The sequence below is a fragment of the Paraburkholderia ginsengiterrae genome (assembly GCF_001645125.1).
GTDB lineage: Bacteria > Pseudomonadota > Gammaproteobacteria > Burkholderiales > Burkholderiaceae > Paraburkholderia > Paraburkholderia ginsengiterrae.
This window is the reverse complement of record NZ_LXKA01000363.1, coordinates 1-22,339: the sequence shown is the minus strand read 5'-3', so window position 1 is coordinate 22,339 and position 22,339 is coordinate 1. Positions and strand designations below refer to the sequence as shown.

At 61.6% G+C, this 22,339-nt stretch carries 21 protein-coding genes, 1 tRNA gene and 1 pseudogene; 16 read left to right on the top strand and 7 right to left on the bottom strand.

From position 1 onward, the window contains the following. Window positions 1-403: 403 nt before the first annotated feature. Window positions 404-1,102, bottom strand: a complete 699-nt coding sequence (locus A6V37_RS34105) for a substrate-binding domain-containing protein (protein WP_244174069.1) — start codon at window positions 1,100-1,102, stop codon at window positions 404-406. Between the two features lie 583 nt (window positions 1,103-1,685). Here A6V37_RS34105 and A6V37_RS34100 point away from each other — a divergent pair. From A6V37_RS34100 to dctA, 11 genes are all read left to right on the top strand, one after another. Continuing rightward, the gene (locus A6V37_RS34100) at window positions 1,686-2,744 is read left to right on the top strand and encodes a fatty acid desaturase (protein ID WP_064270851.1); all 1,059 of its coding nucleotides are present in this window, start codon (window positions 1,686-1,688) and stop codon (window positions 2,742-2,744) included. Between the two features lie 15 nt (window positions 2,745-2,759). Then, entirely contained in the window at window positions 2,760-3,083 is a 324-nt protein-coding gene (locus A6V37_RS34095; protein WP_064270848.1) for a non-heme iron oxygenase ferredoxin subunit, read from the top strand. 97 nt (window positions 3,084-3,180) lie between these two features. Beyond that, a complete protein-coding gene (locus A6V37_RS34090; RefSeq protein WP_064270846.1) occupies window positions 3,181-4,215 on the top strand; it encodes a sugar ABC transporter substrate-binding protein in 1,035 nt (344 codons plus the stop codon). A 19-nt stretch (window positions 4,216-4,234) separates the two neighbouring features. After that, window positions 4,235-5,482, top strand: coding sequence for an NAD(P)/FAD-dependent oxidoreductase (locus tag A6V37_RS34085; RefSeq protein WP_064270841.1), 1,248 nt, complete (start codon window positions 4,235-4,237; stop codon window positions 5,480-5,482). After that, on the top strand, window positions 5,479-6,339 hold the full coding sequence (locus A6V37_RS34080; protein ID WP_064270839.1) for a sugar phosphate isomerase/epimerase family protein: 861 nt from the start codon (window positions 5,479-5,481) through the stop codon (window positions 6,337-6,339). The genes A6V37_RS34085 and A6V37_RS34080 overlap by 4 nt, the downstream gene beginning before the upstream one ends. A 34-nt stretch (window positions 6,340-6,373) precedes the next feature. Beyond that, window positions 6,374-7,480, top strand: coding sequence for an S-(hydroxymethyl)glutathione dehydrogenase/class III alcohol dehydrogenase (locus tag A6V37_RS34075; protein WP_064270838.1), 1,107 nt, complete (start codon window positions 6,374-6,376; stop codon window positions 7,478-7,480). Between the two features lie 206 nt (window positions 7,481-7,686). Beyond that, the gene (locus tag A6V37_RS34070; RefSeq protein ID WP_208607906.1) at window positions 7,687-8,097 is read left to right on the top strand and encodes an antitoxin Xre/MbcA/ParS toxin-binding domain-containing protein; all 411 of its coding nucleotides are present in this window, start codon (window positions 7,687-7,689) and stop codon (window positions 8,095-8,097) included. Between the two features lie 669 nt (window positions 8,098-8,766). Next, window positions 8,767-8,961, top strand: a complete 195-nt coding sequence (locus tag A6V37_RS34065) for a hypothetical protein (RefSeq protein ID WP_131799933.1) — start codon at window positions 8,767-8,769, stop codon at window positions 8,959-8,961. Window positions 8,962-9,155: 194 nt separating this feature from the next. Next, window positions 9,156-9,392, top strand: a complete 237-nt coding sequence (locus tag A6V37_RS41070; protein ID WP_131799932.1) for a hypothetical protein — start codon at window positions 9,156-9,158, stop codon at window positions 9,390-9,392. A gap of 165 nt (window positions 9,393-9,557) precedes the next feature. Further along, entirely contained in the window at window positions 9,558-10,487 is a 930-nt protein-coding gene (locus A6V37_RS34060) for a LysR family transcriptional regulator (RefSeq protein ID WP_064270832.1), read from the top strand. After that, window positions 10,484-11,785 carry a C4-dicarboxylate transporter DctA gene (gene dctA, locus A6V37_RS34055; RefSeq protein WP_064270830.1) on the top strand — a complete coding sequence of 434 codons (1,302 nt, stop codon included), beginning with the start codon at window positions 10,484-10,486 and terminating at the stop codon, window positions 11,783-11,785. Before A6V37_RS34060 ends, dctA begins: the two co-directional genes overlap by 4 nt. A gap of 15 nt (window positions 11,786-11,800) precedes the next feature. Here dctA and A6V37_RS34050 read toward each other — a convergent pair whose 3' ends face one another. The 6 genes and pseudogenes from A6V37_RS34050 to A6V37_RS34030 form a co-directional block, all read right to left on the bottom strand. Continuing rightward, on the bottom strand, window positions 11,801-12,583 hold the full coding sequence (locus A6V37_RS34050) for a substrate-binding domain-containing protein (protein ID WP_064270828.1): 783 nt from the start codon (window positions 12,581-12,583) through the stop codon (window positions 11,801-11,803). 45 nt (window positions 12,584-12,628) lie between these two features. After that, on the bottom strand, window positions 12,629-13,927 hold the full coding sequence (gene tcuC / locus A6V37_RS34045; RefSeq protein WP_064270826.1) for an MFS transporter: 1,299 nt from the start codon (window positions 13,925-13,927) through the stop codon (window positions 12,629-12,631). Between the two features lie 141 nt (window positions 13,928-14,068). Continuing rightward, window positions 14,069-16,768 (bottom strand): CoA-binding protein, encoded by a 2,700-nt coding sequence (locus tag A6V37_RS34040; RefSeq protein WP_064270824.1) that lies wholly within the window; start codon window positions 16,766-16,768, stop codon window positions 14,069-14,071. 10 nt (window positions 16,769-16,778) lie between these two features. After that, complete coding sequence (locus A6V37_RS34035; RefSeq protein ID WP_064270822.1) at window positions 16,779-18,077, bottom strand: ATP-grasp domain-containing protein; 1,299 nt, start codon at window positions 18,075-18,077, stop codon at window positions 16,779-16,781. A 616-nt stretch (window positions 18,078-18,693) separates the two neighbouring features. After that, a pseudogene (locus A6V37_RS42660) lies at window positions 18,694-18,851 on the bottom strand (glycoside hydrolase family 68 protein); the annotation flags it as partial. A 23-nt stretch (window positions 18,852-18,874) separates the two neighbouring features. Continuing rightward, entirely contained in the window at window positions 18,875-19,258 is a 384-nt protein-coding gene (locus A6V37_RS34030) for a hypothetical protein (RefSeq protein WP_064270820.1), read from the bottom strand. A 239-nt stretch (window positions 19,259-19,497) separates the two neighbouring features. Here A6V37_RS34030 and A6V37_RS34025 point away from each other — a divergent pair, with 239 nt between their 5' ends. The 5 genes from A6V37_RS34025 to A6V37_RS41060 all read left to right on the top strand — a co-directional run bounded on the left by A6V37_RS34025 (window position 19,498) and on the right by A6V37_RS41060 (window position 22,191). Then, window positions 19,498-19,950: an Hsp20/alpha crystallin family protein gene (locus A6V37_RS34025; RefSeq protein WP_064270818.1), complete on the top strand. Its 453-nt coding sequence runs from the start codon at window positions 19,498-19,500 to the stop codon at window positions 19,948-19,950. A 24-nt stretch (window positions 19,951-19,974) separates the two neighbouring features. Then, a complete protein-coding gene (locus tag A6V37_RS34020) occupies window positions 19,975-20,382 on the top strand; it encodes an Hsp20/alpha crystallin family protein (RefSeq protein ID WP_064270816.1) in 408 nt (135 codons plus the stop codon). 380 nt (window positions 20,383-20,762) lie between these two features. Beyond that, window positions 20,763-21,326, top strand: a complete 564-nt coding sequence (locus A6V37_RS34015; RefSeq protein WP_064270814.1) for an Hsp20/alpha crystallin family protein — start codon at window positions 20,763-20,765, stop codon at window positions 21,324-21,326. 45 nt (window positions 21,327-21,371) lie between these two features. Then, window positions 21,372-21,444, top strand: a tRNA-Lys gene (locus tag A6V37_RS34010). Between the two features lie 411 nt (window positions 21,445-21,855). Then, window positions 21,856-22,191 (top strand): RNA polymerase sigma factor, encoded by a 336-nt coding sequence (locus tag A6V37_RS41060; RefSeq protein WP_064270812.1) that lies wholly within the window; start codon window positions 21,856-21,858, stop codon window positions 22,189-22,191. Window positions 22,192-22,339: the final 148 nt, after the last annotated feature.

Below are 22,339 nucleotides of genomic sequence, written 5' to 3'. Positions count from 1 at the left end.
GCCTCCGCGCTGGAAATTGCCGGGTGTCGCCCTCGTGCACACCATGCGGCTCTGGCAGCAATGCTAACCCGCGTCTGGTTCCTCACGGCGGGCCAGCCACCACCTCACGGAAAGTCATACTGCCTAATCAGGCGCATACCTCGAAGGGTCTCGAATCGATCTATTGTCGATGCGCCGGCGTGTGAACGGAGGTCCGCTTCACTTTAAAAACGGACCTCCGATTTCAGCAGGTCGATCGGCCGCTCGGGGTCGATCAGAGTCGGTCGTCATCGGGCTCAGTTCGGCCAGGTTCGGCCTTTCGGCGAATTCCGTGACCGTCCGTTTACCTGATGACAGGGGACAGCGGGTGCCGGCCCGAGACGGGCAATCGCGACCTGAAGACCGGTGTTTCATCCATGCAAACCTAATACAGCGAATACCGGGAATGCATCTCTATCGGGATGATCGCTTGCGCGGGAACGACTCTTCCCTCGCGCGCGGACTTCAAATGTACGACAGTTGTGCGCAGCAGCAGTCGAAGGTCTTGCGTCAGCAAATAATCGATTGCGTCGGATCGCAGGAGCGGCTCCGTTATCCGGTTTACTTCGTGGGTCACGTAGATCGTTCGGCCCGTCAGGTTGCGTTCGCGCAGCGCCGCCGCCAGGCCTTCGTTGCCGCCCGCCACGTTGTAAATACCATCGAGCTTTTCATGCTCGTCAAGGAAACGCATGGTCGCTTCATAGGTCGCGGCGCCGGAATCAGCGCCCTTGATAACCTCGATGAGGTTCACATTGGGGAAGCGTTGTCTTAGCAGAGAACGGAACCCGATCTCACGGTCTTCGTGACAGGTATAGGAGAACGTTGCGACGACCACCGCAACGTCCGGGGAAGCATGCGCCTGCAGATGACGGCCAATGAGAAACGCCGCTGACTGTCCGGCCGCCCGGTTGTTCACCCCAACATACGTATGACGTGCGTCGGCATCGACGTCGGTGATGAGCGTAACAACCGGCTTGCCTGCCGTCATGCATTCGCGCAGCGCGGCGGTTGTCGTCGCGGTGTTCGTGCAGATGATGCCGATTCCGTCTGCCTCGGCGGCCGCCTCGCGGACTCTGGCCGCCACTTCGTCGTCGGAGGCTCCGACACACCGCACGACGGTGAGATTCGACCCGGATGCGGCAAATTCCGGTCCGAGTTCGACCGCCGTTCTCGTCAGTTCGTCCGTGAATGCGTCACCTGCCTGAGCGAGCAATCTGAAGTCGTAAGGAGTCTGCCTCGCGCGAGCCGACGCACGTGCTGGCGCGCCAGAACTCAGTTGCCTCAACGCCGCTTCAACGGCGCTTCGCGTGCGCGGATGCACGCCGGGCCGATCGTTCAGTGCGCGATCGATCGTCGCCCGGCTGAGCTGCGTAATCTCCATCAGTTGTTTAAGTGTCGGCTTGTCTTTCATAGCGTCCCCAGACTTGCATGCGGGCTGAGGTGCCTGCATAGCCGATATTTTGCCTCAAATTGAGGCTATCGAGGCTTTTTCATGTTCATGGCGAAAAGAAAACCCGAAAGGCCTTCTGGAATACCCTTGGTAGCTCAATATGAGTCATATTAGTCTTTGACCAGTGCTCATTAAGAGTCTTTAATTGGCTCAACGATGAGCAATGCTTCACCCGCTTCATCGCTCGGTCAAACATCAAGGCACTGGGGTGCAACTCATGTCCGTACAGCAAGACAACACGAAAGCAATCACCATGGACGACTGGTACAAATGTCGCCTCGACAGGAAGGTGCTCAAACAGGTCACGCGGCGTAACGACCGGGACGCGCTGTTGCATTTCGGCGGTTTCATCACGCTGGTCGTGGCAAGCGGCGTGCTTGCATGGTTCTCGCTCGGCACGCTGTGGTGCGTGCCGGCATTCCTGCTGTACGGAACGATCTACGCGTTCGCCGAAGCGATCGAACACGAGTTGCGCCACCGCACGCCATTCCGGAGCGAATGGTTGAACGAGTCGGTTCATTGGCTGATCTGTTTCATGACCTGGCGCGAACAGGTGTATAGCCGCTGGTCGCATGCCCAACATCACACGTACACCCATCTGACGGCGACCGTGCCATCGGATGTCGAACTGGCGGTGAAGCGGCCGCCGAACTACCTGAAGCTCGCCACCGATTTCCTGCGTATCTCGCATGGCATCCATCATCTGGGCAACATCGTGTTGCACAGCTTCGGCATTGTGTCGAACACGGCGAAGGCGGTTGTGCCGCCCACTGAATATCGTGCGATGTGCCGCAATTCGCGCGTGGTCCTCGCGCTCTACGTTGGCGTGATTGCGTGGGCCATCGTCGCGCATAGCTGGCTGCCGGTGGTGTTTCTGCTCCTGCCGCGGTCGTACGGTGCCTGGCTGCACGAACTTCTGGCGCTCACGCAGCACACCGGATTGCGTGAGAACGAACTGGATCACCGCTTCTCGACGCGAACCCTCAAGCTGAACCGCTTGCTGCAGTTCCTCTACTGGAACATGAACTACCACGTCGAACACCACATGTTCCCGAACGTGCCGTTTCATGCGCTGCCGCAGTTGCGCAAGGCGATCGAAGCGGATTTGCCGCCTGCCTACGACGGCCTGTTCAGCGCATGGGGCGAAATCATTCACGTGTTCAGAATGCAGCGGCACGACCCCGATTACATGGTGACGCCGCGCGTGCCGGGAAAGGCGGCGGCGCTCGGCCCTGAACCCGTCGGCGATCAGCCGTTCATGGCGCAGACGCGCTAAGCGAAGAGGCACACCATGAACATCCTTCAATGGCATCCCGTCTGCGCATGCGATGACATCGACGAAGAAGACGTCGTGGAGTTCGAGCACGACGGCAAGCTCTACGCGATCTATCACACACCAAGCGGTTACTACGCATCGGCGGGTCTTTGCACGCATGAGACCGCGCGGCTCACGGAAGGTCTCGTGTTCGGCGAGGTTATCGAGTGCCCGATGCACATGGGGCGCTTTCATATTCCCACCGGCGCGGCGAAAGGCGCGCCCGTTTGCGTGAACCTCGTCACGCACCCCGTCAGGATCGAAGACGGCAAGGTCTTCATCGGCCTGGCCGACGATTGACGCCACGCCCTTTACTCACGTGACTCGCGATACCCAAGCAAGGCCAGATGAGCCGATGCGCGACACCGGCACATCAAACATAAACAAGGAGACAGCCATGAAATTATCTACCCGCCGGGCGTTTCGCCTGGCCGCTATCGTAGTGGGGTTCGGACTGAGCGCCGGTGCCTTTGCCGAGCCTGCCGCCCATTTCGACTTCATCTCGCACGCACCGGATTCGGATGCCTGGTGGAATACGGTCAAGAACGGCATCAAGCAGGCCGATGAGGACTTCAATGTACAGACCGATTACCGCAACCCGCCGAATGGCGATATTGCGGACATGGTGCAACTGGTCAATCAGGCGGCCGCGCGTAACTACGACGGTGTCGTTTCGACGATCGCCGACTACGATCTGCTGAAGGGCGCGTTTCCGAAGCTCAAGGCGAAGAACATCCCGCTCATCACCACCAATACAGGTACGGAAAAGCAGAGCGCCGACCTGGGCGCATTGCTGCACGTCGGGCAGCCGGAATATCTGGCGGGCAAGGAGGCGGGATTGCGCGCGAAGGCCGACGGCATCAAGACGTTTCTATGCGTGAACCACTACGCGACGAACCCATTGTCGTTCGAGCGTTGCCGCGGCTTCGCGGATGCCATCGGCGCGGATATGAAGACATCGGTGCTGGACGCGGGCTCGGACCCCACCGGGATCGAAGCCAAGGTTAGCGCGTTTCTCCGTACGCATCCGACTACTCAGGCCGTGCTGACGCTCGGTCCGACTTCCGCCGATCCGACGATTCGTGCGGTGACCAAAATGGGGCTCGCCGGCAAGATCTGGTTCGCGACGTTCGACATTGATTCCGATGTCGCGAAGGCAATCAAGGACGGCACGATCAAGTTCTGCACCGACCAGCAACCGTATCTGCAGGGCTATATTCCCATCGCGATGCTGGCGATCATGCACAAGAATCACAACACGGACGTGCTGCAGGCGCGCGCTGAACTGGAGAAGAATCCGAAGTTCATGAAGCGCCTGCAGGACTATGGCCTCAAGCCTGTGTATGAAGCGCGCAATATCAGTTCGGGACCCGGCTTCATCACGCAACAGAACATCAGTCAGGTGTCGGCGCTGGCCGGCCAATACCGGTGATGTCGCCGCGGAGCGTGAGATGAGTTCAACCGGTCCGATGATGATCGTAGGCGGCGGGCAGTGCGGCGCCCACGCAGCGCATGCGTTGCGCGAGCATGGCTGGGACGGCGCGATTACGCTGCTCGGCGACGAAGGACGGTTGCCATACGAACGGCCGCCATTGTCGAAGTCCGTGTTGCTTGGCCAGAAGACGGCCGAGCAGTGCGCGATCTACGACGCAGCGTTCTATCTCGAGCAGCATATCGAACTGCGCGTCGATGCGCCGGTTGCGGCGATAGATCGTGTGCAGCGCAGGGTAGTTCTCGCCGATGGCGAAGCGATCGGCTATCACCGGCTGTTGATCGCAACCGGCGCCGAACCTCGCCCCTTCGACGTGCCAGGTTCGACCATGCCGGGCGTGCATGCGCTGCGCGCCGTGCCCGACGCGCACGCGATCGCCGGCGAACTGGTACCGGGCCGGCGGATCGCCGTAATCGGCGCCGGCTTCATCGGTCTCGAAATCGCCGCGGCTGCCGTGGTGCGCGGCTGCGACGTGATCGTGCTCGAGGCGGCGCCGCGCGCGTTGATGCGGGCCGTGCCCGAGGTCGTTGCGGCGTGTCTGATTGATCGTCACCGACAGATGGGCGTGGATGTGCGCTTCGGCGTACAGGTCGATTGTTTGACCGGCGAAGCGCACGTCACCGGTGTGAAACTCGCTGACGGCAGCATCGTCCCGTGCGACGCAGTCGTGGTCGGTGTGGGGGCGAGTCCACGTATTGCGCTCGCGCAGGCGGCGGGCCTCGACATCGACAATGGCATTGCTGTCGACGGCATGTTGCGCACCAGTGACCCCCATATCTACGCGGCCGGGGACGTCTGCTCCTTCCCGCATCCGCACACGGGCCACCGGATCCGGCTCGAATGCTGGAAGAACGCCGAGGACCAGGCCCGTGCCGCCGCACGCAACATGCTGGGTCATGGCGAAGTCTATTCGGCTGTGCCGTGGTTCTGGTCCGATCAATACGACATGACGATTCAGATCGCCGGTCTGCCCGCATACAGCACTACGACGGTGGTGCGCGAAACAGGCGCGGCATCGCGGGTCTTCTTCGCACTCGATGCCGATGGCGCGCTGATCGGCGCAAGCGGAGTGGGACGGGCAGGCGAGATTGCGCGCGACGTGCGCATCGCACAGTCGCTCATTGCGCAACGCGCGTGCATCGAACCGGCGCTGCTCGCCGATCGCGACGTGAAGCTGCGTTCGCTACTGGTCGCGGAGGTGCAATGAGCCAACGGCTGCTAGTGTTCCAGTCGATGTGGGCGATGGAGCGCCGACACACCGACGGCCACGAACGTTCGCTCGAAGAGAATGTGCAGATGATCGCCGGTGCGGGTTTCGATGGCCTGAGCGTACACTACACGGACCGCGCGTCTGTCCGGCGACTGGCGCAATTGCGCGTGGATTATGGACTCGAAGCGGAAGGCCAATGTTTTCCACGCACGGTCGACGATCTGCAACCGGTGCTCGAGAATGCCGTCGAATTCGGTGCGCATCACATCGATCTGCAGCCTGACGTGCGTCCTCGCACCGTCGCGGAATGTCTCGCACTGATCGACGGCTGGCAGCGGCTCGCCGAACAAGTGGACGTGCCGGTCTACATCGAGACGCATCGCGACCGGATGACCACGGATCTCTACTTCACGCTCGATCTGCTCGACGCGCGCCCTGACCTGAGATTGCTCGGCGACATTTCGCACTACCTGGTCGGACGCGAATTCGCATGGCCGGTATCCGATGAAAACCACCGGCTCATGCACCGGATACTCGATCAATCGTGGGCATTTCACGGCCGCGTTGCAAGCCGGGAACAGGTGCAGATCGAGCTTTCATTTGAGCCACACCGAATGTGGGTCGACCTTTTTCTCGACTGGTGGCGCTACGGCTTCACATCGTGGCGCCGGCGGGCAGGGGAGCACGACGCGCTTGCTTTCACCTGCGAACTGGGGCCGAAACCTTACGCGATCATCGGTCGCGATGGCAACGACACGACCGATCGTTGGGCGGAGTCGCTGTTGCTGTGCGACTGGATCCGCAAGCTGTGGCGGGATGTGGAACGCGAAGGACCAATCGCGCTTAGCGCGTGATCTGAATAGCCAACAATCTGATGGAACAGGCACGATGAAGACCAAAGCAGCCATCGCATGGAAAGCCGGCGCGCCGTTGACGATCGAAGAAGTCGATCTGGAAGGGCCGCGCGCCGGTGAAGTGCTGATCGAAGTGAAAGCCACGGGCATTTGCCACACCGACTACTACACGCTTTCCGGCGCGGACCCTGAAGGCCTCTTCCCGGCGATTCTCGGCCATGAGGGCGCAGGCGTGATCGTCGATACGGGTCCGGGCGTCGGTACGCTGAAGAAAGGCGATCACGTGATTCCGCTCTACACGCCGGAATGCCGCCAATGCAAGTTTTGTCTCTCGCGCAAGACCAATCTGTGCCAGGCGATCCGTTCGACGCAAGGCAAGGGGCTGATGCCCGACGCCACGTCGCGCTTCTCGCTCGACGGCAAGCCGCTCTTTCACTACATGGGCACGTCCACGTTTTCGAACTACATCGTCGTGCCGGAAATCGCGGTCGCGAAGGTGCGTGAAGACGCACCGTTCGACAAGATCTGCTACATCGGCTGCGGCGTGACGACGGGCGTGGGCGCGGTGGTGTATTCGGCCAAGGTCGAGGCGGGCGCGAAGGTGGTGGTGTTCGGTCTCGGCGGCATCGGCCTGAATGTGATTCAGGGTGCGAAGATGGTCGGCGCCGACAAGATCATCGGCGTGGATATCAATCCGGGCCGCGTCGAGCTGGCGAAGAAATTCGGCATGACTCACTTTATCAACCCGAACGAAGTCGAGAACGTGGTCGACCATATCGTGCAGCTCACCGACGGCGGCGCGGATTATTCGTTTGAATGCATCGGCAACACGAAGGTGATGCGTCAGGCGCTGGAGTGCACACACAAGGGCTGGGGGCAGTCGTTCATCATCGGCGTGGCGGCTGCGGGCGAAGAGATCAGCACGCGCCCGTTCCAGCTGGTGACCGGCCGCGAGTGGAAGGGTTCGGCATTCGGCGGCGCACGCGGCCGCACGGATGTGCCGAAGATCGTCGACTGGTACATGGAAGGCAAGATCAATATCGACGACCTGATCACGCATCGTTTGCCGCTCGAGCGCATCAACGAAGGTTTCGATCTGATGAAGAAGGGCGAGTCGATCCGCTCGGTCGTGGTCTATTAGGTGAACGCCACGACGCCATCCTGGTCATTCACTCTGCCTCTGTGCAGAGTTCCTGCAACAGGACTCAAAATCACTGATAGGACCGTGACTAGAGTTTAATACGCTGGCGACTCCACCCGCCAGTTTTTTCCCACGCAATGATGCTTTGTGGGCGATATGGACCCCGTGTCCATATCGATTTCTTCAGGTGCTTGGCTCAAATGGTCATGTCGTTTTTCGACCACTGGAATCTGTCCAGCGAAGATCAGGCATTCCTGCTTGGCTTGGCGCCGGGAAACCGGGATGCCATGGGCCGTTACCGGGAAGGCGCCCGTATCGGTACGACGCGAGAGGAGTACGAACGTGTCGGGCATCTTCTCGGCATTCACAGGAACCCTCGTCTGCTGTTTCTGCGCAACCGGGACGTGGCGTATGGCTGGATGAAGATGTGCAATTGCGCCTCCGACGGCATGACGCCTGTTGATGCGATCAAGGAGTACGGGTTCGCCGGGTTGCTGATGGTGCGCGCATATCTGGATCGCGTTGATCCCGTCAGGTTCGTTGGCGAAGTGGCCTGTTCATTGCGTTTCGTCATCACAATCGTGTCTTGCCCCGTGTTTCCGGAGCATAGGCGGTGACCAGTTATTGTGGCGTACGATTTTCGCGCCCGCGAAAATTCCTTCGCGAACTGGGACCCCGGTGGCTAAACTGGCAGTCGTGAAATGCCGTTCAAAGGAGCGGGTACATGGGCATTGGGAAAACGGGCACAGATTCAATGACCAGCATCGCCGGCACCATCCGCCGTTGCATGCGCAGAGGGTATGCAACGCAGTACTCCCAGCACGCTTGGCTGTCGCTGGCCGAAGCGCTGCGCAGGTTGGCATTGCGGATGTGAGGGCCGGAAGATCCCAGGGTTTTGGTTCACCTCTTGAACTGGACCAACACTTTGACGCAATCGCGGAGAGCGCAATCGCGTCCGTCCGATGAGTCCAAGACTCTGACCAGACTGGGGGGCCTGTGAGGTGACGGAGGGTAGTATCGATGCGCCGCTGGCTCACCGGGTGAGCTACCGGACCTGTTTATGCACGATCCACATCATCGGGGCACACGCGTATACCCGCGGTGAACGCCGAGAAAAGCCCACCGAGGAACTGATCCAATGACCAGCATTGCCCGTACCATCCGCCGGCGTGCGCAGCGCCGCCGGCTTGGCTCGGAAACCCTTTACCTGCTTGGGTCAGTGGCCAATGCCGCGCACCTGGCCGCTTCTATTGGGCCAGATCCGACTCGCTCAGGAGGACACCTCCATGCCTCAAGCAGTCCCGGGGAGGGCGGTGCAGGACAACCCGGACCTGCCGGTGGCCGTCGTCGCCGATACCCTGGCTGAGATGGGCGAAACGCGCACACGTGCATCCACCGCCGCGGCCCGCCTCGCCGGCAGCGAGCGGGGTGTCACGGCCGGCGCCGTCGATGAGATTTGCCGCGTTGAGGGCGAGGTCTGAGGTTGCCGCCTACCTTGATAATTCTGCCCGGCCGCACGAATGATGGCTTCCATGTTGGCCATCACGTGGCCATGCGGCATGTCGGTACGCGGGTCGTCGAGCTAGGCCTGAACCTTGATCTGGAACCAGCGTTCATACGTCCCTGCGTCTTCGACCGTGTCGAACTCCGACTCGGTGGGGAAAGGACGTGTGCCATGAGTGCAGCATGGTCGTCTGGAGGGGGATCCCTACCGCAATCCTCGGTCGAACTGAGCCCGACGCCGGTCGGCCTGCGACAGATCGGTGATCTATTCGGCATCGAACAGGGTTCGGCCGATGTTGTTGAAAAAGTCGTTTCGAGATTTTTTCTGTTCGCTCGCGCGAAAATCGACCTCTCAGATCGACCTACAAGCCGCTCGCAACCTCTGGTCAAGGGCAAGAAGACCCCTTAAACGTCGCAAGAGAGACCGACGGCGACTTTTTCAACAACATCACGACGAAACCGGCCCCTCGACCCCGATTTCGGTGACCCCTCGTAGGCTAATCACCGAGTGTTGCCTCGAAGGGCACGTCCATATCGTGCAAAATAGTCGCATCTAAAATGCGGAGGACGGCCTGTGGGCGTCAACTTCGACCTGAACGATTTGCAGGCGTTTCGAGCCGTCGTGGAGTTGGGTAGTTTCCGCAAAGCAGCGGAGGCGGTTAATATTTCGCAGCCAGCGCTGAGCCGGCGCATCGAGAAGCTCGAAGCGGCGCTCGGCGTGCGGCTCTTCGAGCGGACCACCCGCAGCGTGACGCTCACCACCATAGGTCGCGTGTTCGCCCCAAGTGCGGAACAACTTCTCGACGATCTCGATGTCGCGTTGCTCGGGATCCGCGACGTCTCCAGCAGCCGTCTCGGTCATGTGACCATCGCATGTGTGCCGTCGGTCGCCTACTATTTCTTGCCGAGCGTCGTCGCCGCCTATCACAGCCGCTATCCGCGGATCCGGGTCAAGCTGCTGGACTCGAGCGCCAACGAAGTGCTCGGGTCGGTCATCAGCGGTGAAGCCGATTTCGGCGTCAGCTTCATGGGCAGTCAGGAAACCGAGGTCGAGTTCAAGGTCCTGCTGCAGGAACGGTTCGTCGCCGCGTGTCGTCGCGATCATCCCCTTGCTCGGAAAAAGCAGGTGACTTGGAGCGAGCTTTATGAACACGAATACGTTTCCGTCGACAAGACTTCCGGCAACCGCCTGCTGCTCGATCAGGCGTTGACCAACGTGGCGCCGGCTGCGCCGAGCGTCTGCGAGACTCGCCATGTCACGACCATGCTCGGCCTGATCGAAGCGGGACTCGGTGTGGCAGCGGTGCCTTCAATGGCAATGCCCATGCGCGACCATCCGATTTTGACCAGCGTGCCGCTCGTCGATCCCGTCGTGACGAGGCGAGTCGGTATTGTCAGACGCCGGGGACGCCCCCTCGCGCCGGCCGCGCAGCAGTTCTATCAGACGATTCTCGACACGAAGCGCAGCGGCATGGCCGGCGCGGCGAAGAAGACCTCGAAATGACACCGCCAAGGCCATTCCGGCTGCTTTACGTCCAGGTACTGCTTGGAATGGGGATCGGCATGACTGTGGGCCACTTCTGGCCACAGGTCGGCGCGTCGCTCAAACCGCTCAGCGATGCGTTCGTCGCGCTGGTACGCATGATGATCGCGCCAATCGTCTTCTGCACGATCGTCACCGGCATCACGTCGCTTGCGAGCGGCTCGAAGATCGGCCGGACCATCCTGAAGGCGCTCGTGTTGTTCTACTTTCTCACCATCGTTGCACTCGTCCTGGGGCTCGCGACCGCGTTCGCGCTGCATCCGGGCGCGGGACTGCATATCGACGCACATCATCTGGACACTGCCATCCTTGCGCAGTATTCGACTCGCACGCAGACGCACGGACTCGTCGAATTCGCGCTGCATGTGATTCCGGAGACGCTCGTCGGCGCCTTCGAGAAAGGCGAGGTTCTGCCGGTCCTGCTGCTTGCCCTTCTGTTCGGCTTCGCAATGAACGCCAGCGGAAGCGCCGGGCGGCGAGTGCAGGTATTCATCGATAGCTTCGCACACGTGCTGTTCCGCATCCTCGCGCTGATCATGCGGCTTGCCCCCGTCGGGGCATTCGGCGCGATGGCGTTCACGGTGGGCCGTTTCGGCATCCGTTCGATTGGCTCGCTCGGCATGCTGATGTTGTCGTTCTATGCGGCGTGCCTGCTGTTCGTCCTCTGCGTGCTCGGTCCGCTCGCACGCCTGCATCGCTTCTCCCTCTGGCGTTTACTGCGCTACATTCGCGAGGAACTTGTCATCGTGCTCGCGACGTCGTCGACCGAACCGGTGCTGCCGCGCCTCATCGTCAAGCTCGAAGCGCTTGGCTGCGACAAGGGCATCGTGGGTCTCGTGCTGCCCGCCGGCTATTCCTTCAACCTCGACGGCACGGCGATCTACCTGACGCTCGCCTCGATGTTCATCGCGCAAGCGTGCGATGTACATCTCTCGGGCGGCCAGATCGCGACGATGCTCGTGGTCATGCTGGTCACATCCAAGGGCGCGGCGGGCGTGTCGGGCAGCGGACTGGTTGCGCTCGTCGCGACGCTCGCCGTCATTCCGGATCTGCCGGTTGCAGGCGTCGCGCTACTGGTCGGCATCGATCGCTTCATGTCCGAGGCGCGGGCCCTGACGAGCGTGATCAGCAACTCGTGCGCGGTGATCTTCGTATCGATGTGGGAGCGCGCCTGCGACCGGGCGCGTCTGAGAGAAGCATTGAGCCTGGCGCATGAGCCCGAAGAAGCTTTCGATCAGCCCGCCGACCTGCCGGGCTGAATCGACTCCGTCGTCTCAGTGCGTGGCGACGGAATCGAGCCCGGTCGATGTCACCTCCGGCTGCACGGCGGGCGACGCGAGGTAGTCAAGCAGCGCTTTCGCCTCCTTCGGATGCTGCGCGCCGACCGGGATGCCGGCCGCAAAGCGCGTGACGGATTGCACCGACTCCGGAATCTTGCCGACGTACACCGCGCCCTTCACCGGGAGCAGCTCGCTCACCTGCTGAAATCCCACTTCATAGTCGCCCGTTGCAACCACCGATGCCACCGGGATCTTCGGGATCATTTTCGCCTTGGGCTTCACCTCTTGCTCGATGCCGAGCCGCTTGAACAATTCGCGCTCGATGTAGACGCCGCTCGCGCTATCCGAGTAAGCGATCGACCGGGCATGCAGCAAGGTTTCCTTGAGCGCCGCCTCAGACCCGATGTCGGGTTTCGGCGCGCCATCGCGCACGACCATGCCGATGCGCGAATCCGCGAGCTCGACGCGCGAATCGGGGATCACCTTGCCCTGCTTGATGAGGTCGTCGAGTGCATAGCCGACCATGATCACCACGTCGGCAGGCTCGCCGCGCTGAAGCCGGTTCGGAATGGCCTCCGGCGACTTGCCCATTGACGGTCCGAGCGCGGTATCGAGCGTGTTGCCTGTGGACGCTGCGAACTTCGGGCCGAGCAGCTTGTAGGCGGCGGTGAAGCCGCCGGAGCTCATCACGTGCAGATCGGCGGCCTGCACATTCGGCGCAGCGGCGGCGCTGCCGAGGAGCGCCGCGGTGCAGAGTTTCAGAAAGATGGATTTCATGGTTGAAAGGACGTCAGGCTGAAGTTCGAGGAGCGAAGCGATGCCTCAGGAAGCCGCATGCAACGGAACGCGACGGCGCCGATACAGTGCGAGTGTGGCACCGAGCCCGCACACCGCGGCGAAGCTCATCCAGTAGCCCGGCGCGGCTTTATCGCCCGTCATGTGAATGAGCGCGGTCGAGATAACGGGTGTGAAACCGCCAAAGACCGCCGTCGCGAGGCTGTAGGCCAGCGAGAATCCAGCGACACGCACTTCGACGGGCATCACTTCGGTGAGTGCGACGACCATCGCGCCGTTGTACATCCCGTACATGAACGAGAGCCAGAGCAGCACAAGCAGCATGTTGACGAAGCTCGGCGCGTGAGCCAGCAGCGATAGTGCGGGGTAGGCGGTCGCAATCGCCAGGATCGTCATTCCGAGCAGGAGCGGACGGCGTCCGATCCGGTCCGATAACGCGCCACCAATCGGCAGCCAGATGAAGTTGGAAATCCCCACGCAAAGCGTGACGAGGAGGCTATCGGCGGTGCTCAGATGCAGGACCGTCTTGCCAAAGGTCGGCGCATACACGGTGATGAGATAGAAGCTCGTGGTGGTCATTGCGACCAGCAGCACGCCCGCGATCACAACGTTCCAGTTCTGCACGAGCGTCGTAAAGACTTCTTTCATACTGGGGCGATGCTGGCGCTGTTTGAATTCCTGTGTTTCCTCGAGATTGCGCCGCAAGATGAAAATGAAAGGCACGATCATGCAGCCGACGAAGAACGGCACGCGCCATCCCCACGCAGCGATCGCAGCCGTGTCGAGCCACTGATTAAGCGCGAAGCCGAGCGCGGCGGCGACGACGATCGCCACCTGCTGGCTCGCCGACTGCCAGCTCGTGAAGAAACCCTTGCGGCCCGGCGTCGCCATCTCAGCGAGATAAACCGATACGCCGCCCAGTTCCGCACCCGCGGAGAAGCCCTGCAGCAGACGGCCAATGAGAACGAGGGCCGGGGCGAAGAGTCCGATCGTCGCGTATCCGGGTACGAACGCGATCAGGATGGTGCCGCTCGCCATGATCGACAGCGTGACGATCAGGCCCTTGCGGCGACCGACGTCGTCGATATACCCGCCGAGGATGATCGCGCCGAGCGGCCGCATGAGGAAGCCCGCGCCGAACACGGCGAAGGTCATCATCAGCGACGCGAACTCGCTCCCCGCCGGGAAAAAGACCGCGGCAATCTGCGTGGCATAGAAGCCGAACAGGAAGAAGTCGAACTGCTCGAGGAAGTTGCCTGCCGTCACGCGTAGCACGGCGGATGCCTTCGATTGCCCGGGGGCGAGCGAGGTTGAGGAGGGATGCATCGAGGTGTCTCCAGAAATTTTTAACTTTGCGATGTTCGGGCAATTTGTTGTTTGTCGAAATATTGGCCCGAACCGCACGAAACGATAAGTGCTATTTTCGAAACGATTGATGTGCGTTGGTTATCAATGCCGGCAACGTGCTCAAGCCACGAAGCGGCACTGCGACGCGGGCGTTCGGGTGTCCATGTTGCGCCCCCGGTTCAGGTGATCGTCGATTTCCGCCGCGCATCCGAGCATGCGGGGATAAAGGAAGATCGTGAATGCGGCGGTTTCCAGATCGGACTCAGTCAATTCACCACGTTGCAGCGGCTGCCACAGCATCTTCAGCAGCAGCGCCGCGATCACTGCATCGACGTTTACGCAGTACACGTTACGGGAGACGCCGGCATCGAACAACGCCTGCACCAGTTCGCGAAAGAAAGCATGGAACACGTTATATTCCCCACGCTTCTCGCACAGTTGCGCGATGAACACTTCGCGCGGGTCATAGTTGACCGGCCTGTCCTTGAAGACCGGATGGTTCACGCCCGGCAGCTTCGCGATATCGAGGCTGCCGGCCTGCTTCTGTCGGGCCTTGTACTTCGCATAGCGTTCGACCGAGCGCTCGGCCAGCGAGCGCAGGTCGACGCCGTGCGCGGGGTCGGACGGATCGGCAAGCCCGCTGTCCCTGAACGCTTCGATCAGGAACGCGATACCTTCATAGCCATTGCCGCCATGCGTATAACCTGTATGGGTGAGAAAGCCGACCAGTGCCTTGTTGAGTTGCACGCGCTCGGGGCTTTCCGGGCCGTCAGCGGATACTGCGCCCTTTGCTCCCTGCGCCGAGATGGCTCCCGGACCGTTGGTGAGCAGCAGACCGACGAGCGTCCTGAAGGCGAACAGATCGTTGGGCCCCGGCGCGAGGTTGAGCAACGCGGCAAAACAGATTTCGGTCAGGCTGCGTTCGTTCAGCAGCGCTTGCGTGGCAAAGCCGCAAAAGCCGTCGGGACGGTGTCGCGAGGCGTCCGCCGACGCGCCGATCAGCGTCCCGAACAACATGATCCACCAGGGCAGGCTCTCGGCCGTGACGCGCGAGATGCGCTTGCGCATCAGCGGTCCCCACGCGAGCGTCACGCAGATGGCGGCCAGCACCGCGTCTGCCGTCGGGTGAGCGGGCTGAGACGTGAGCCAGCGCAAGAGGACCGACCTGACTCCACGCTCGGCGAGTCCCGCAAGCATCGCTTCGGCGCGCACATCGCGCGTGTCGGCAAAGAGCGGCTCGCAGCCGCTGAGGTCAATCCGGGCGATGTCAAAGGTCTCGTCAAGCGCACTCTTAAGGCCGGCTGCCGAGAAGCGTTCGATCATCCATTTCGCGGCATGCCGCGCCGCGCGCTGACGATTCGGCCCGATGATCGAGGTCGCGGCAGCCAGAATGGCGTTGGGTGCATTGCCGGCCTCGCGTGCTGCTTGCGCTGCCGCGAGTTCCGGCGTTCCGTGCAGATTGACGAATGCAGCGATCGCGACATCGATGAGCTTCTCGTCGTTTTCTCCGCCGAACTCGTGAAGCAGGGCAAGGCAGACGTTCGCTTCGAGCGAATGCGTCGCCGCGTCGAGCATCGAGGCGCCATACAGGCTGCTCACTTGCGTTTTCGCATCCATCTGCGATGCTCCCGACGCATCCTTCAACGCCTGACGTGGCGCAATCGCACCGACTTGTCGATTGACCTGCAAGACTTGCTCGTCGTAGGGTGCGACTGCTCCCACTACGGGGATCGCAAGGTCGGACGGAAGCTGAATTCCCTGGTCGGAGCCAAACCACGGCTTGAGCGCAAGGCTGCCTTCGGGCTCGAAATCAGGCATCGTCGCGTTGGCGCGCATGACGGCGGTCAGCGCCGCCGGGATATGCGCGATGTTGGTGACGACCGCGCCCTTGACGGAGCAGCACGGATCCTCGGGCGTGAAGAGGCGGTCTACGCCGAACCTTTCCATGAACCAGCGCTCCTTGGCTTGCGCGTCGTCAGAGCCCCCGGCCATCGCGCCCGCATGGCCGACCGCACGCGTGAGGCGGCTCTTCCACCGGCCCACCACACAGGCGACCACCGGTTTCGTGAAGTCCGCATCGGCCTCGTAGTAGCCACCCGGTTCACAATAGAGCACCGCGGCCTTGCTTCGAGCATCGTTGGCGAGTGCGAACGCAAATTCCGGCGCGGCATAGTGGATGTAGACGTCCTTGCCACTCGAGATGACGGTCGATGTGCCCCAGCCGCTCATGCGCAGGTACTGCGCGATCGTCGTACTGAAGCCGCCCGAGTTCGAGAAGATGGCGATCGACCCTTTGCGCAATGAATCGTCTGGACTATCGCCGCCAAGCGCTCCGCCGATTCTTACGCGATTCCACGAGTCAGCGACGCCGAGCCCGTTCGCACCGAAGATATCGATGCCCGCCTGCTGACCCATCGCGCGAATTTCGCGGGCGTCGTGTACGGCGATCTTCTCGGTGATGATGAAAATCTTCTTCAGATCGGGATTGACGCGGATCAGTTCGGCGACGCCGTCGCGGGCCGCCGATGGCGGCAGATAGACCACGCCGCAGTTGAACCGATGCCCCGCTTCCAGACCCTCACGGACGTTGTTGTAGACCGGGATATCTCCGACGGACGTGGCGAGCACTTGCCCGCCTTTGCCCGGCGCCGTGCCGAAGACAATATTCCCGCCTGAGAACGCATGACTGACGGGCGTCACTTCGGAGGACTCACCGCCGAGAATATTGAGCACGCACACCCGATCGTCTGGCGTGGCGATCTGCGCGAGCGAGTTGACACCCACGAAATACTTGAAGTGACTGCTGTTTTGCTTGTACACGTTGCTCTCCTCAGGCTTGAGCTGTTTCGGTTTCCGTCGCGGGTGCGCCGATCCGTGCTGCGATCTCGGCCCGGCCACCGACGCGCATCCAGGCGTCCGCCTGACGCGCGTACTGGATGACCTCGCTGATGTCAGAGTCGAATCCGAAGAGCCGATAGGGCAGACCGAGCGAGTCGCATGTGTCTCTCAGCGCGGCCATCCCGCGCACGAGGTTCGGGCCTCCCCGGCCCAGTACCACGTAAAGCGGCGTCGGCCCATACTCGCTGAAGTGTTCGCGAAGAGCGTCGGCCATCGCTCGTAGCGTCTCGAAGATGTCGGTGTTGTTCGACTTGCCGCCGATGATGAAGAGCACATTCGACTGCTTGAGCCAGTGTTTGAAGCAGATACGGGCCACTTCCTTCATCTTCGCGTACGGCGGATTGCCGCCGAAATCCGACGAGATGATCGCGGCGTCGCCGAGCATTTCGGTCACGAGCGAGTTGGCACCGCCGCCGAACGTCGGCGCGAGAATCGTGCCTTCCTCGTTGATCACATACACGTCGCTCTGGCCCTGGTGTGTGCGCAACTGATTGATCTCCTGCTCGAAGTCGGAGTAGTCCGCTGCGAACAGGTGTTGCGGCAGCCCGAGGCGCGTCCATCGCGGATCGTCGCGATCGAAACCGCACTTGAAGTCGCAGGCGACCGGTGTAAGGCGCCCCTTCCTGTCCTCGCGCATGCGGATCGGATTCAACTCCAGTGTCGTCATGCCGAAATCGTGAAACAGTTCCCAGAGTTTCGGCAACTGCTGCACGAGCGGCGAGATGATCTCTTTCGGCGCACCAATCTCGCTCAGCGCGTTCGCCACGACGAACGCCTTCAGGCCGGTCAACGCGTCGAAGGGCACCATCGCCACATGCTTCGGATCGACCTCTTCGATATCCATGCCGCCCTTGTGCGAGAGCGTCATCGTCGGTGCACGAAAGCGGGTGGAATCAGTGATCGAGAAATAGACCTCGTGCTCGGCCGGGACGCCGGCTTCGAACGTCACGCCATTCGCCTTCGCTTTCAGGTGGCCGACAGTATGCTCGGCAAAGTACAGCCGTTCTTTTTCGGCCAACGCTGTCTTGAGATCGGTCGCGCGGCCGAGTAAGCCCGCCTTCCCCTTCTTTCCCACTCCGCCTTTGAAGACGGGTTTGATGAATATCTGGCGATGACGATCGATCAAAGTCTTGATCTCCTCCTCGCTGGCGCTCGGGCCAAGGATCTCACTCGCCGGGAATCCGACGAATTGCAACAGGCGCGCGCCGTGCAACATACCGGTGATTTGCATGAAGTTGTCTCCTGAAAGGCATAGCGATATAAAAAGAAACGGGTGTTCGGATTTCTCGTTAGGCGCAAGCGCCAGGCGTAACGAGCGGCCGAGACGCCGATGGCGTTCGGAGTGTGGCTGATGTCTGTTGAGTTGTCCGGTGCTCGAACCGGCTGGCGCTCGAGACTACCGGGCCCAAGGGGGCGATCGGTACGCGCGCCAGGGGCACCTTGTGTTGTACATCGCCTTGTCTCCGATGCGTTTTACTTTCGTTCCAATCTCGCTGGAATCCTGAGTACAGATACTCACGCAAATGGAGTTACGCGATAAGTGCATTTTTTCGAAGCATTGATGTTTGGATGTTATCAATGCAGCTGGATGAAACGCGGCATCACCGCCATGTTCCTCCGCGCTGTCTGTCGCGGCAGACGGATCGGCGGTCCAATCTGCAATGTGACTTCAGGTGATGGTCCGTCATGCGCGAATTAAGGAACATCCGACATATGCAAGAGGCCGTCCGTTCAGGGTCCGAAATGCGTCCGCCAAGCGACGCATGAGAACGGCCCATGAGCCGCCTTTCGCGGCGAGATATTGGGGGCGCTTTGACCCTCTCGAATGTGAAGCGCGAACCGTGACGCTGCTCCCGCGTCTGGTAAAGCTTCCCGTCGGGCTGCAGCAAAGCCTGGTCATTATCGAATCCGCCGAACCAGACGTGATTGCCGTCCCGTGAATCTGCCCGTCCGCACGCGTGAGGAGGGCGATGGGTGCGGTGGTGTCCTGTTCACCGGCCGCGGCGGATTGACGCGATCGCCCGACGATCACTGGATCGGTGGCACAACACCCAGCTTCTCGGCGAGCATGCGCTCATACACGCCGAAGTGCAGATCAACGTCTTCCTGGCTCACGGTTGTGACCGTGATGTTCACCTGCTCCGGCAGCAGGCCGAGCACGACCGCGATGGCCGCTTCCAGGTGCGGTGCACAAACGCTGTCTTCCATCAGGGTCGTGCCCACGGCGATATCGTAGGTCTGTTCCTGCCGGAAGACGATCTCGACCAGCCGCGCGCGGGCGCTCATGTTGTTGTCGATCGCGAGTTGCACGACCTCCGCCACGCTACGCATCAATTCCGTGGGAAAGCCTCTGGTCGAGCGCAGTCGGACGCGGTGTCTGCCAAGCGTGAGCCAGTCCGTATCGAATTCCATGGTGTCCTCCGGTTCCGCAATGCACCGCAATAATAGGATTTGGCAGGCGATTTTCAAGACCGGAATTTCACCACCGCCCCTTGAAATTTTCACCGTAGGTTCTATCTTTGATTTCGCTCAGGCAGATGCGCCGGTCATATCCGGTGCGCTGCGTGTTTCGATTTGTTTGCCAGCGGCCTGGCAGGCGAACTGGAGCGCGTAGGCCCGTTCGCCTCCTCGCTGCATCGAAGGAGGATACGATGAGTGATCTCTTTTCCGGAACCGACCTGTTCAGTGAGTTTGACCGTCTGCAGCGGCAGATGGACAGCCTGTTCGGCGGCTTCCCGTCCAGCATCCGCTCGGGCCGCTTCGGGGCCTTTCCGCAGGTGAACATCGGTACGACCGACGACTCGATCGAAATCGTCGCGTTCGCGCCCGGCCTCAAGCTGGCCGAGCTCGACGTGTCGATCGACAAGGGCCTGCTGACAATCAGCGGTGAGCGCAAGCCCGTCCAGGCCGGCAGCGATGACAAATCCCGCGATGACACCCGCACCTATGCGCAGGAGCGGTTCACCGGCCCATTCCGGCGCGTGATCGAGTTGCCGCAGAATGCGGACCCCGACAAGGTGCAGGCGCGCTACACCAACGGCTGCCTGTCGATCAGCGTGGGCAAGCGGGAAGCGTCGAAGCCGCGGGCCATCACTGTCCAGTAACGCCAGTCATTCAAGGAGCAAGCCATGAACGACAAGACCCAGGTTGCTGAACGCGACCAGAAAGCGGTAGCACGACGTGAGGGCGACCAGCCGGCGCGGCGGATGACGCTCACACCGGCAGTTGACGTGTTTGAGGACAGCCAGGGCATCACGCTGTGGGCGGACCTGCCAGGCGTCACAAAGGACAAACTCGACGTGAAGGTGCACGACGGCAATCTATATATCGAGGCTGAAGCGGTTGTGCCGACGCCTGCCGCTCTGCGGCTGCAGCACGCCGAGATCCGTGAACCGCATTTCGCGCGGGCGTTCTCGCTGAGCCCGGACTTCGACATATCGAAGATCGATGCCAACCTCCAGGACGGCGTGCTGAAGCTGACGATTCCGCGTCGCGACGAAGCACGCCCGCGCCGGATCGAAGTGCAGACGAACTGAGCCCGGCAGAGCCGCAACGACGATAGGAGAACAAGCGGTGGCGGCCGCGAGGTCGCCACCGCCCGTTCGTGGAGGGCTGGATACAGAACGTCATGGAGGAAGGCTGGTACGGATACACGATGAGCATGGGGGCCGTGCCGGCGCGTCAGCTCGCAGGCGGCCCGGCCCTCCCTGACGGATAGATCGCGCCGGTCAGGATCAGGCGCCATGCCCCGCCGTCAGGCTGACTGCAAACGGTGTATCGCGAGCGTTGACGCCAGAGGACGGCGCCCGGACGGCGCCCGCTCGGGGGCGCCGCCCAAGAACGCCAGCAGAAACGTGGCAACGTAAGCGCAGTGACGGACATCCGGTTCTCCTGTCAGACCATCGAGGAGCATACGATGAACACCGACCTCAAAAAGTGGAACCCTTTCAAATTTCTCCGCGGTTCGGGGCGCAAGCCCGATGCGGACAGTCCGCAAAGCCCGCCGGGCAGCGAACCGTCGCGTGGTCCATGGCCTGACATTCCGCGACTTTTCTCCCGCGATCCGTGGCGTGCGATGGAGGATTTCCTTCACGATCCGTTTGCAGCCCGCGGGACGCTCGAACGATGGTTTGGCGATTTCAGCTCATCGCGTTTCCAGCCGCGCATCGACGTGGTCGACGAGGGGAAGATATTGCGCGTGACCGTCGAGTTGCCAGGCATGGAGCGGGAGGATGTGACCGTCAACGTCGAGGATGGCGCGCTGGTGTTGCGGGGCGAGAAAAAGCAGGAGGTGCATAGCGAGGAAGACGGCTGCTACCGGCTTGAGCGTGCATATGGGGCCTTCACGCGCACGATCCCGATGCCGGAAAATGCCGATCCCGAGCACGCTCTCGCAAAGTTTGACAAGGGCGTGCTGACGTTGACCGTGCCGAAACAGGAGCCAGCGCGATCCGCGAGCCGCACGATCGATATTGGCTAGCGTTGGCAACGTTGCGCTTGCGCGGTGAATGAAGCGGCGTAGCTCGGGTCGTTAGCTCAGCAGGTAGAGCAGCGGACTTTTAATCCGTTGGTCACTGGTTCGAATCCAGTACGACCCACACGTGCTAACGTTATCTGATCGGGCCGGTTCTGTAGCGGTTGGCACCTGCCACGTCCGCGCTGACGAAACGCGACGCCGCCGGGCGGCCACTGTTTGGCGAGCTTGTACGCCCGCTGCTTCCCGCGTTCAAGCGCTCCGTGCAACGCAAACTCGCGTATCTGCAGGCGCGCGGCGACCTCGGCCTGGGCGATCCGCTGGTCGGCGACATGGTCGATGAGCCGCTGGCACGGACCTGCGAAAAGCTGCCGCAGCGCCCGCGCCGGCTCGAATCCTTGCCGTGGCTCCCGCAGATCGCGATTACCGTCCTGGCTGAGGGAGCATCCCGCCAACAGACCGGGAAGGCGGCTGGGTCTCCCTGGATAGCAGGCTGCCGCCGCAGGTACAGGAACCGAATGAACACGGTAACGACATGCTGTTCGAATACTGGCAGCCCGATGAGGTTCTCCGGCTCGAGGACGTGATGCCGGTCGCCGACGGAAGCACGCCCGAGGAGGCAGGGAGCGCACGGGCGATGCGGCAGCTCATGACGACGATTCTTGCTGACCTGCCCACATCATGGCGCCGCGCACCATTGCTCTGCCGGGTAGAAGCACTTTCGCCAGCTGCCGCAGCGCAGGTGCTCGGCACCGGCGACGATGAACTCGGGCACTGGCTCATGAACGCCGACGTCTTTCTCAAGGCCCGACTCGGCGACCTGGGGCTTGCACCCGAGGCAGCGGGCGAGCCGGCAGACTTCGTGGAATGAGGTGCGTCCAGCGTTCGGAGCGTGTCGCGCGCAGTTGTAAATTGATACAGCAACGCAGTTAGGAATTGATACACCTCGTTGTAGGGTTGCTCATTTTGGGCGGCCCGTGATCAGCTACGAGGAGTACATGGAAATCGAGATTCTGCGT

Bases quoted from the DNA above. Each gene is read 5' to 3' on its own strand.
- A6V37_RS34050 (WP_064270828.1), bottom strand. From the start codon at position 12,583: ATGAAATCCATCTTTCTGAAACTCTGCACCGCGGCGCTCCTCGGCAGC.
- A6V37_RS34035 (WP_064270822.1), bottom strand. From the start codon at position 18,077: ATGCAAATCACCGGTATGTTGCACGGCGCGCGCCTGTTGCAATTCGTC.
- A6V37_RS34025 (WP_064270818.1), top strand. From the start codon at position 19,498: ATGAGTGATCTCTTTTCCGGAACCGACCTGTTCAGTGAGTTTGACCGT.
- A6V37_RS34065 (WP_131799933.1), top strand. From the start codon at position 8,767: ATGCCTCAAGCAGTCCCGGGGAGGGCGGTGCAGGACAACCCGGACCTG.
- A6V37_RS34075 (WP_064270838.1), top strand. From the start codon at position 6,374: ATGAAGACCAAAGCAGCCATCGCATGGAAAGCCGGCGCGCCGTTGACG.
- A6V37_RS34095 (WP_064270848.1), top strand. From the start codon at position 2,760: ATGAACATCCTTCAATGGCATCCCGTCTGCGCATGCGATGACATCGAC.
- A6V37_RS34090 (WP_064270846.1), top strand. From the start codon at position 3,181: ATGAAATTATCTACCCGCCGGGCGTTTCGCCTGGCCGCTATCGTAGTG.
- tcuC (WP_064270826.1), bottom strand. From the start codon at position 13,927: ATGCATCCCTCCTCAACCTCGCTCGCCCCCGGGCAATCGAAGGCATCC.
- dctA (WP_064270830.1), top strand. From the start codon at position 10,484: ATGACACCGCCAAGGCCATTCCGGCTGCTTTACGTCCAGGTACTGCTT.
- A6V37_RS34080 (WP_064270839.1), top strand. From the start codon at position 5,479: ATGAGCCAACGGCTGCTAGTGTTCCAGTCGATGTGGGCGATGGAGCGC.
- A6V37_RS34070 (WP_208607906.1), top strand. From the start codon at position 7,687: ATGTCGTTTTTCGACCACTGGAATCTGTCCAGCGAAGATCAGGCATTC.
- A6V37_RS34085 (WP_064270841.1), top strand. From the start codon at position 4,235: ATGAGTTCAACCGGTCCGATGATGATCGTAGGCGGCGGGCAGTGCGGC.
- A6V37_RS41060 (WP_064270812.1), top strand. From the start codon at position 21,856: ATGCTGTTCGAATACTGGCAGCCCGATGAGGTTCTCCGGCTCGAGGAC.
- A6V37_RS34030 (WP_064270820.1), bottom strand. From the start codon at position 19,258: ATGGAATTCGATACGGACTGGCTCACGCTTGGCAGACACCGCGTCCGA.
- A6V37_RS34100 (WP_064270851.1), top strand. From the start codon at position 1,686: ATGTCCGTACAGCAAGACAACACGAAAGCAATCACCATGGACGACTGG.
- A6V37_RS34020 (WP_064270816.1), top strand. From the start codon at position 19,975: ATGAACGACAAGACCCAGGTTGCTGAACGCGACCAGAAAGCGGTAGCA.
- A6V37_RS34015 (WP_064270814.1), top strand. From the start codon at position 20,763: ATGAACACCGACCTCAAAAAGTGGAACCCTTTCAAATTTCTCCGCGGT.
- A6V37_RS41070 (WP_131799932.1), top strand. From the start codon at position 9,156: ATGAGTGCAGCATGGTCGTCTGGAGGGGGATCCCTACCGCAATCCTCG.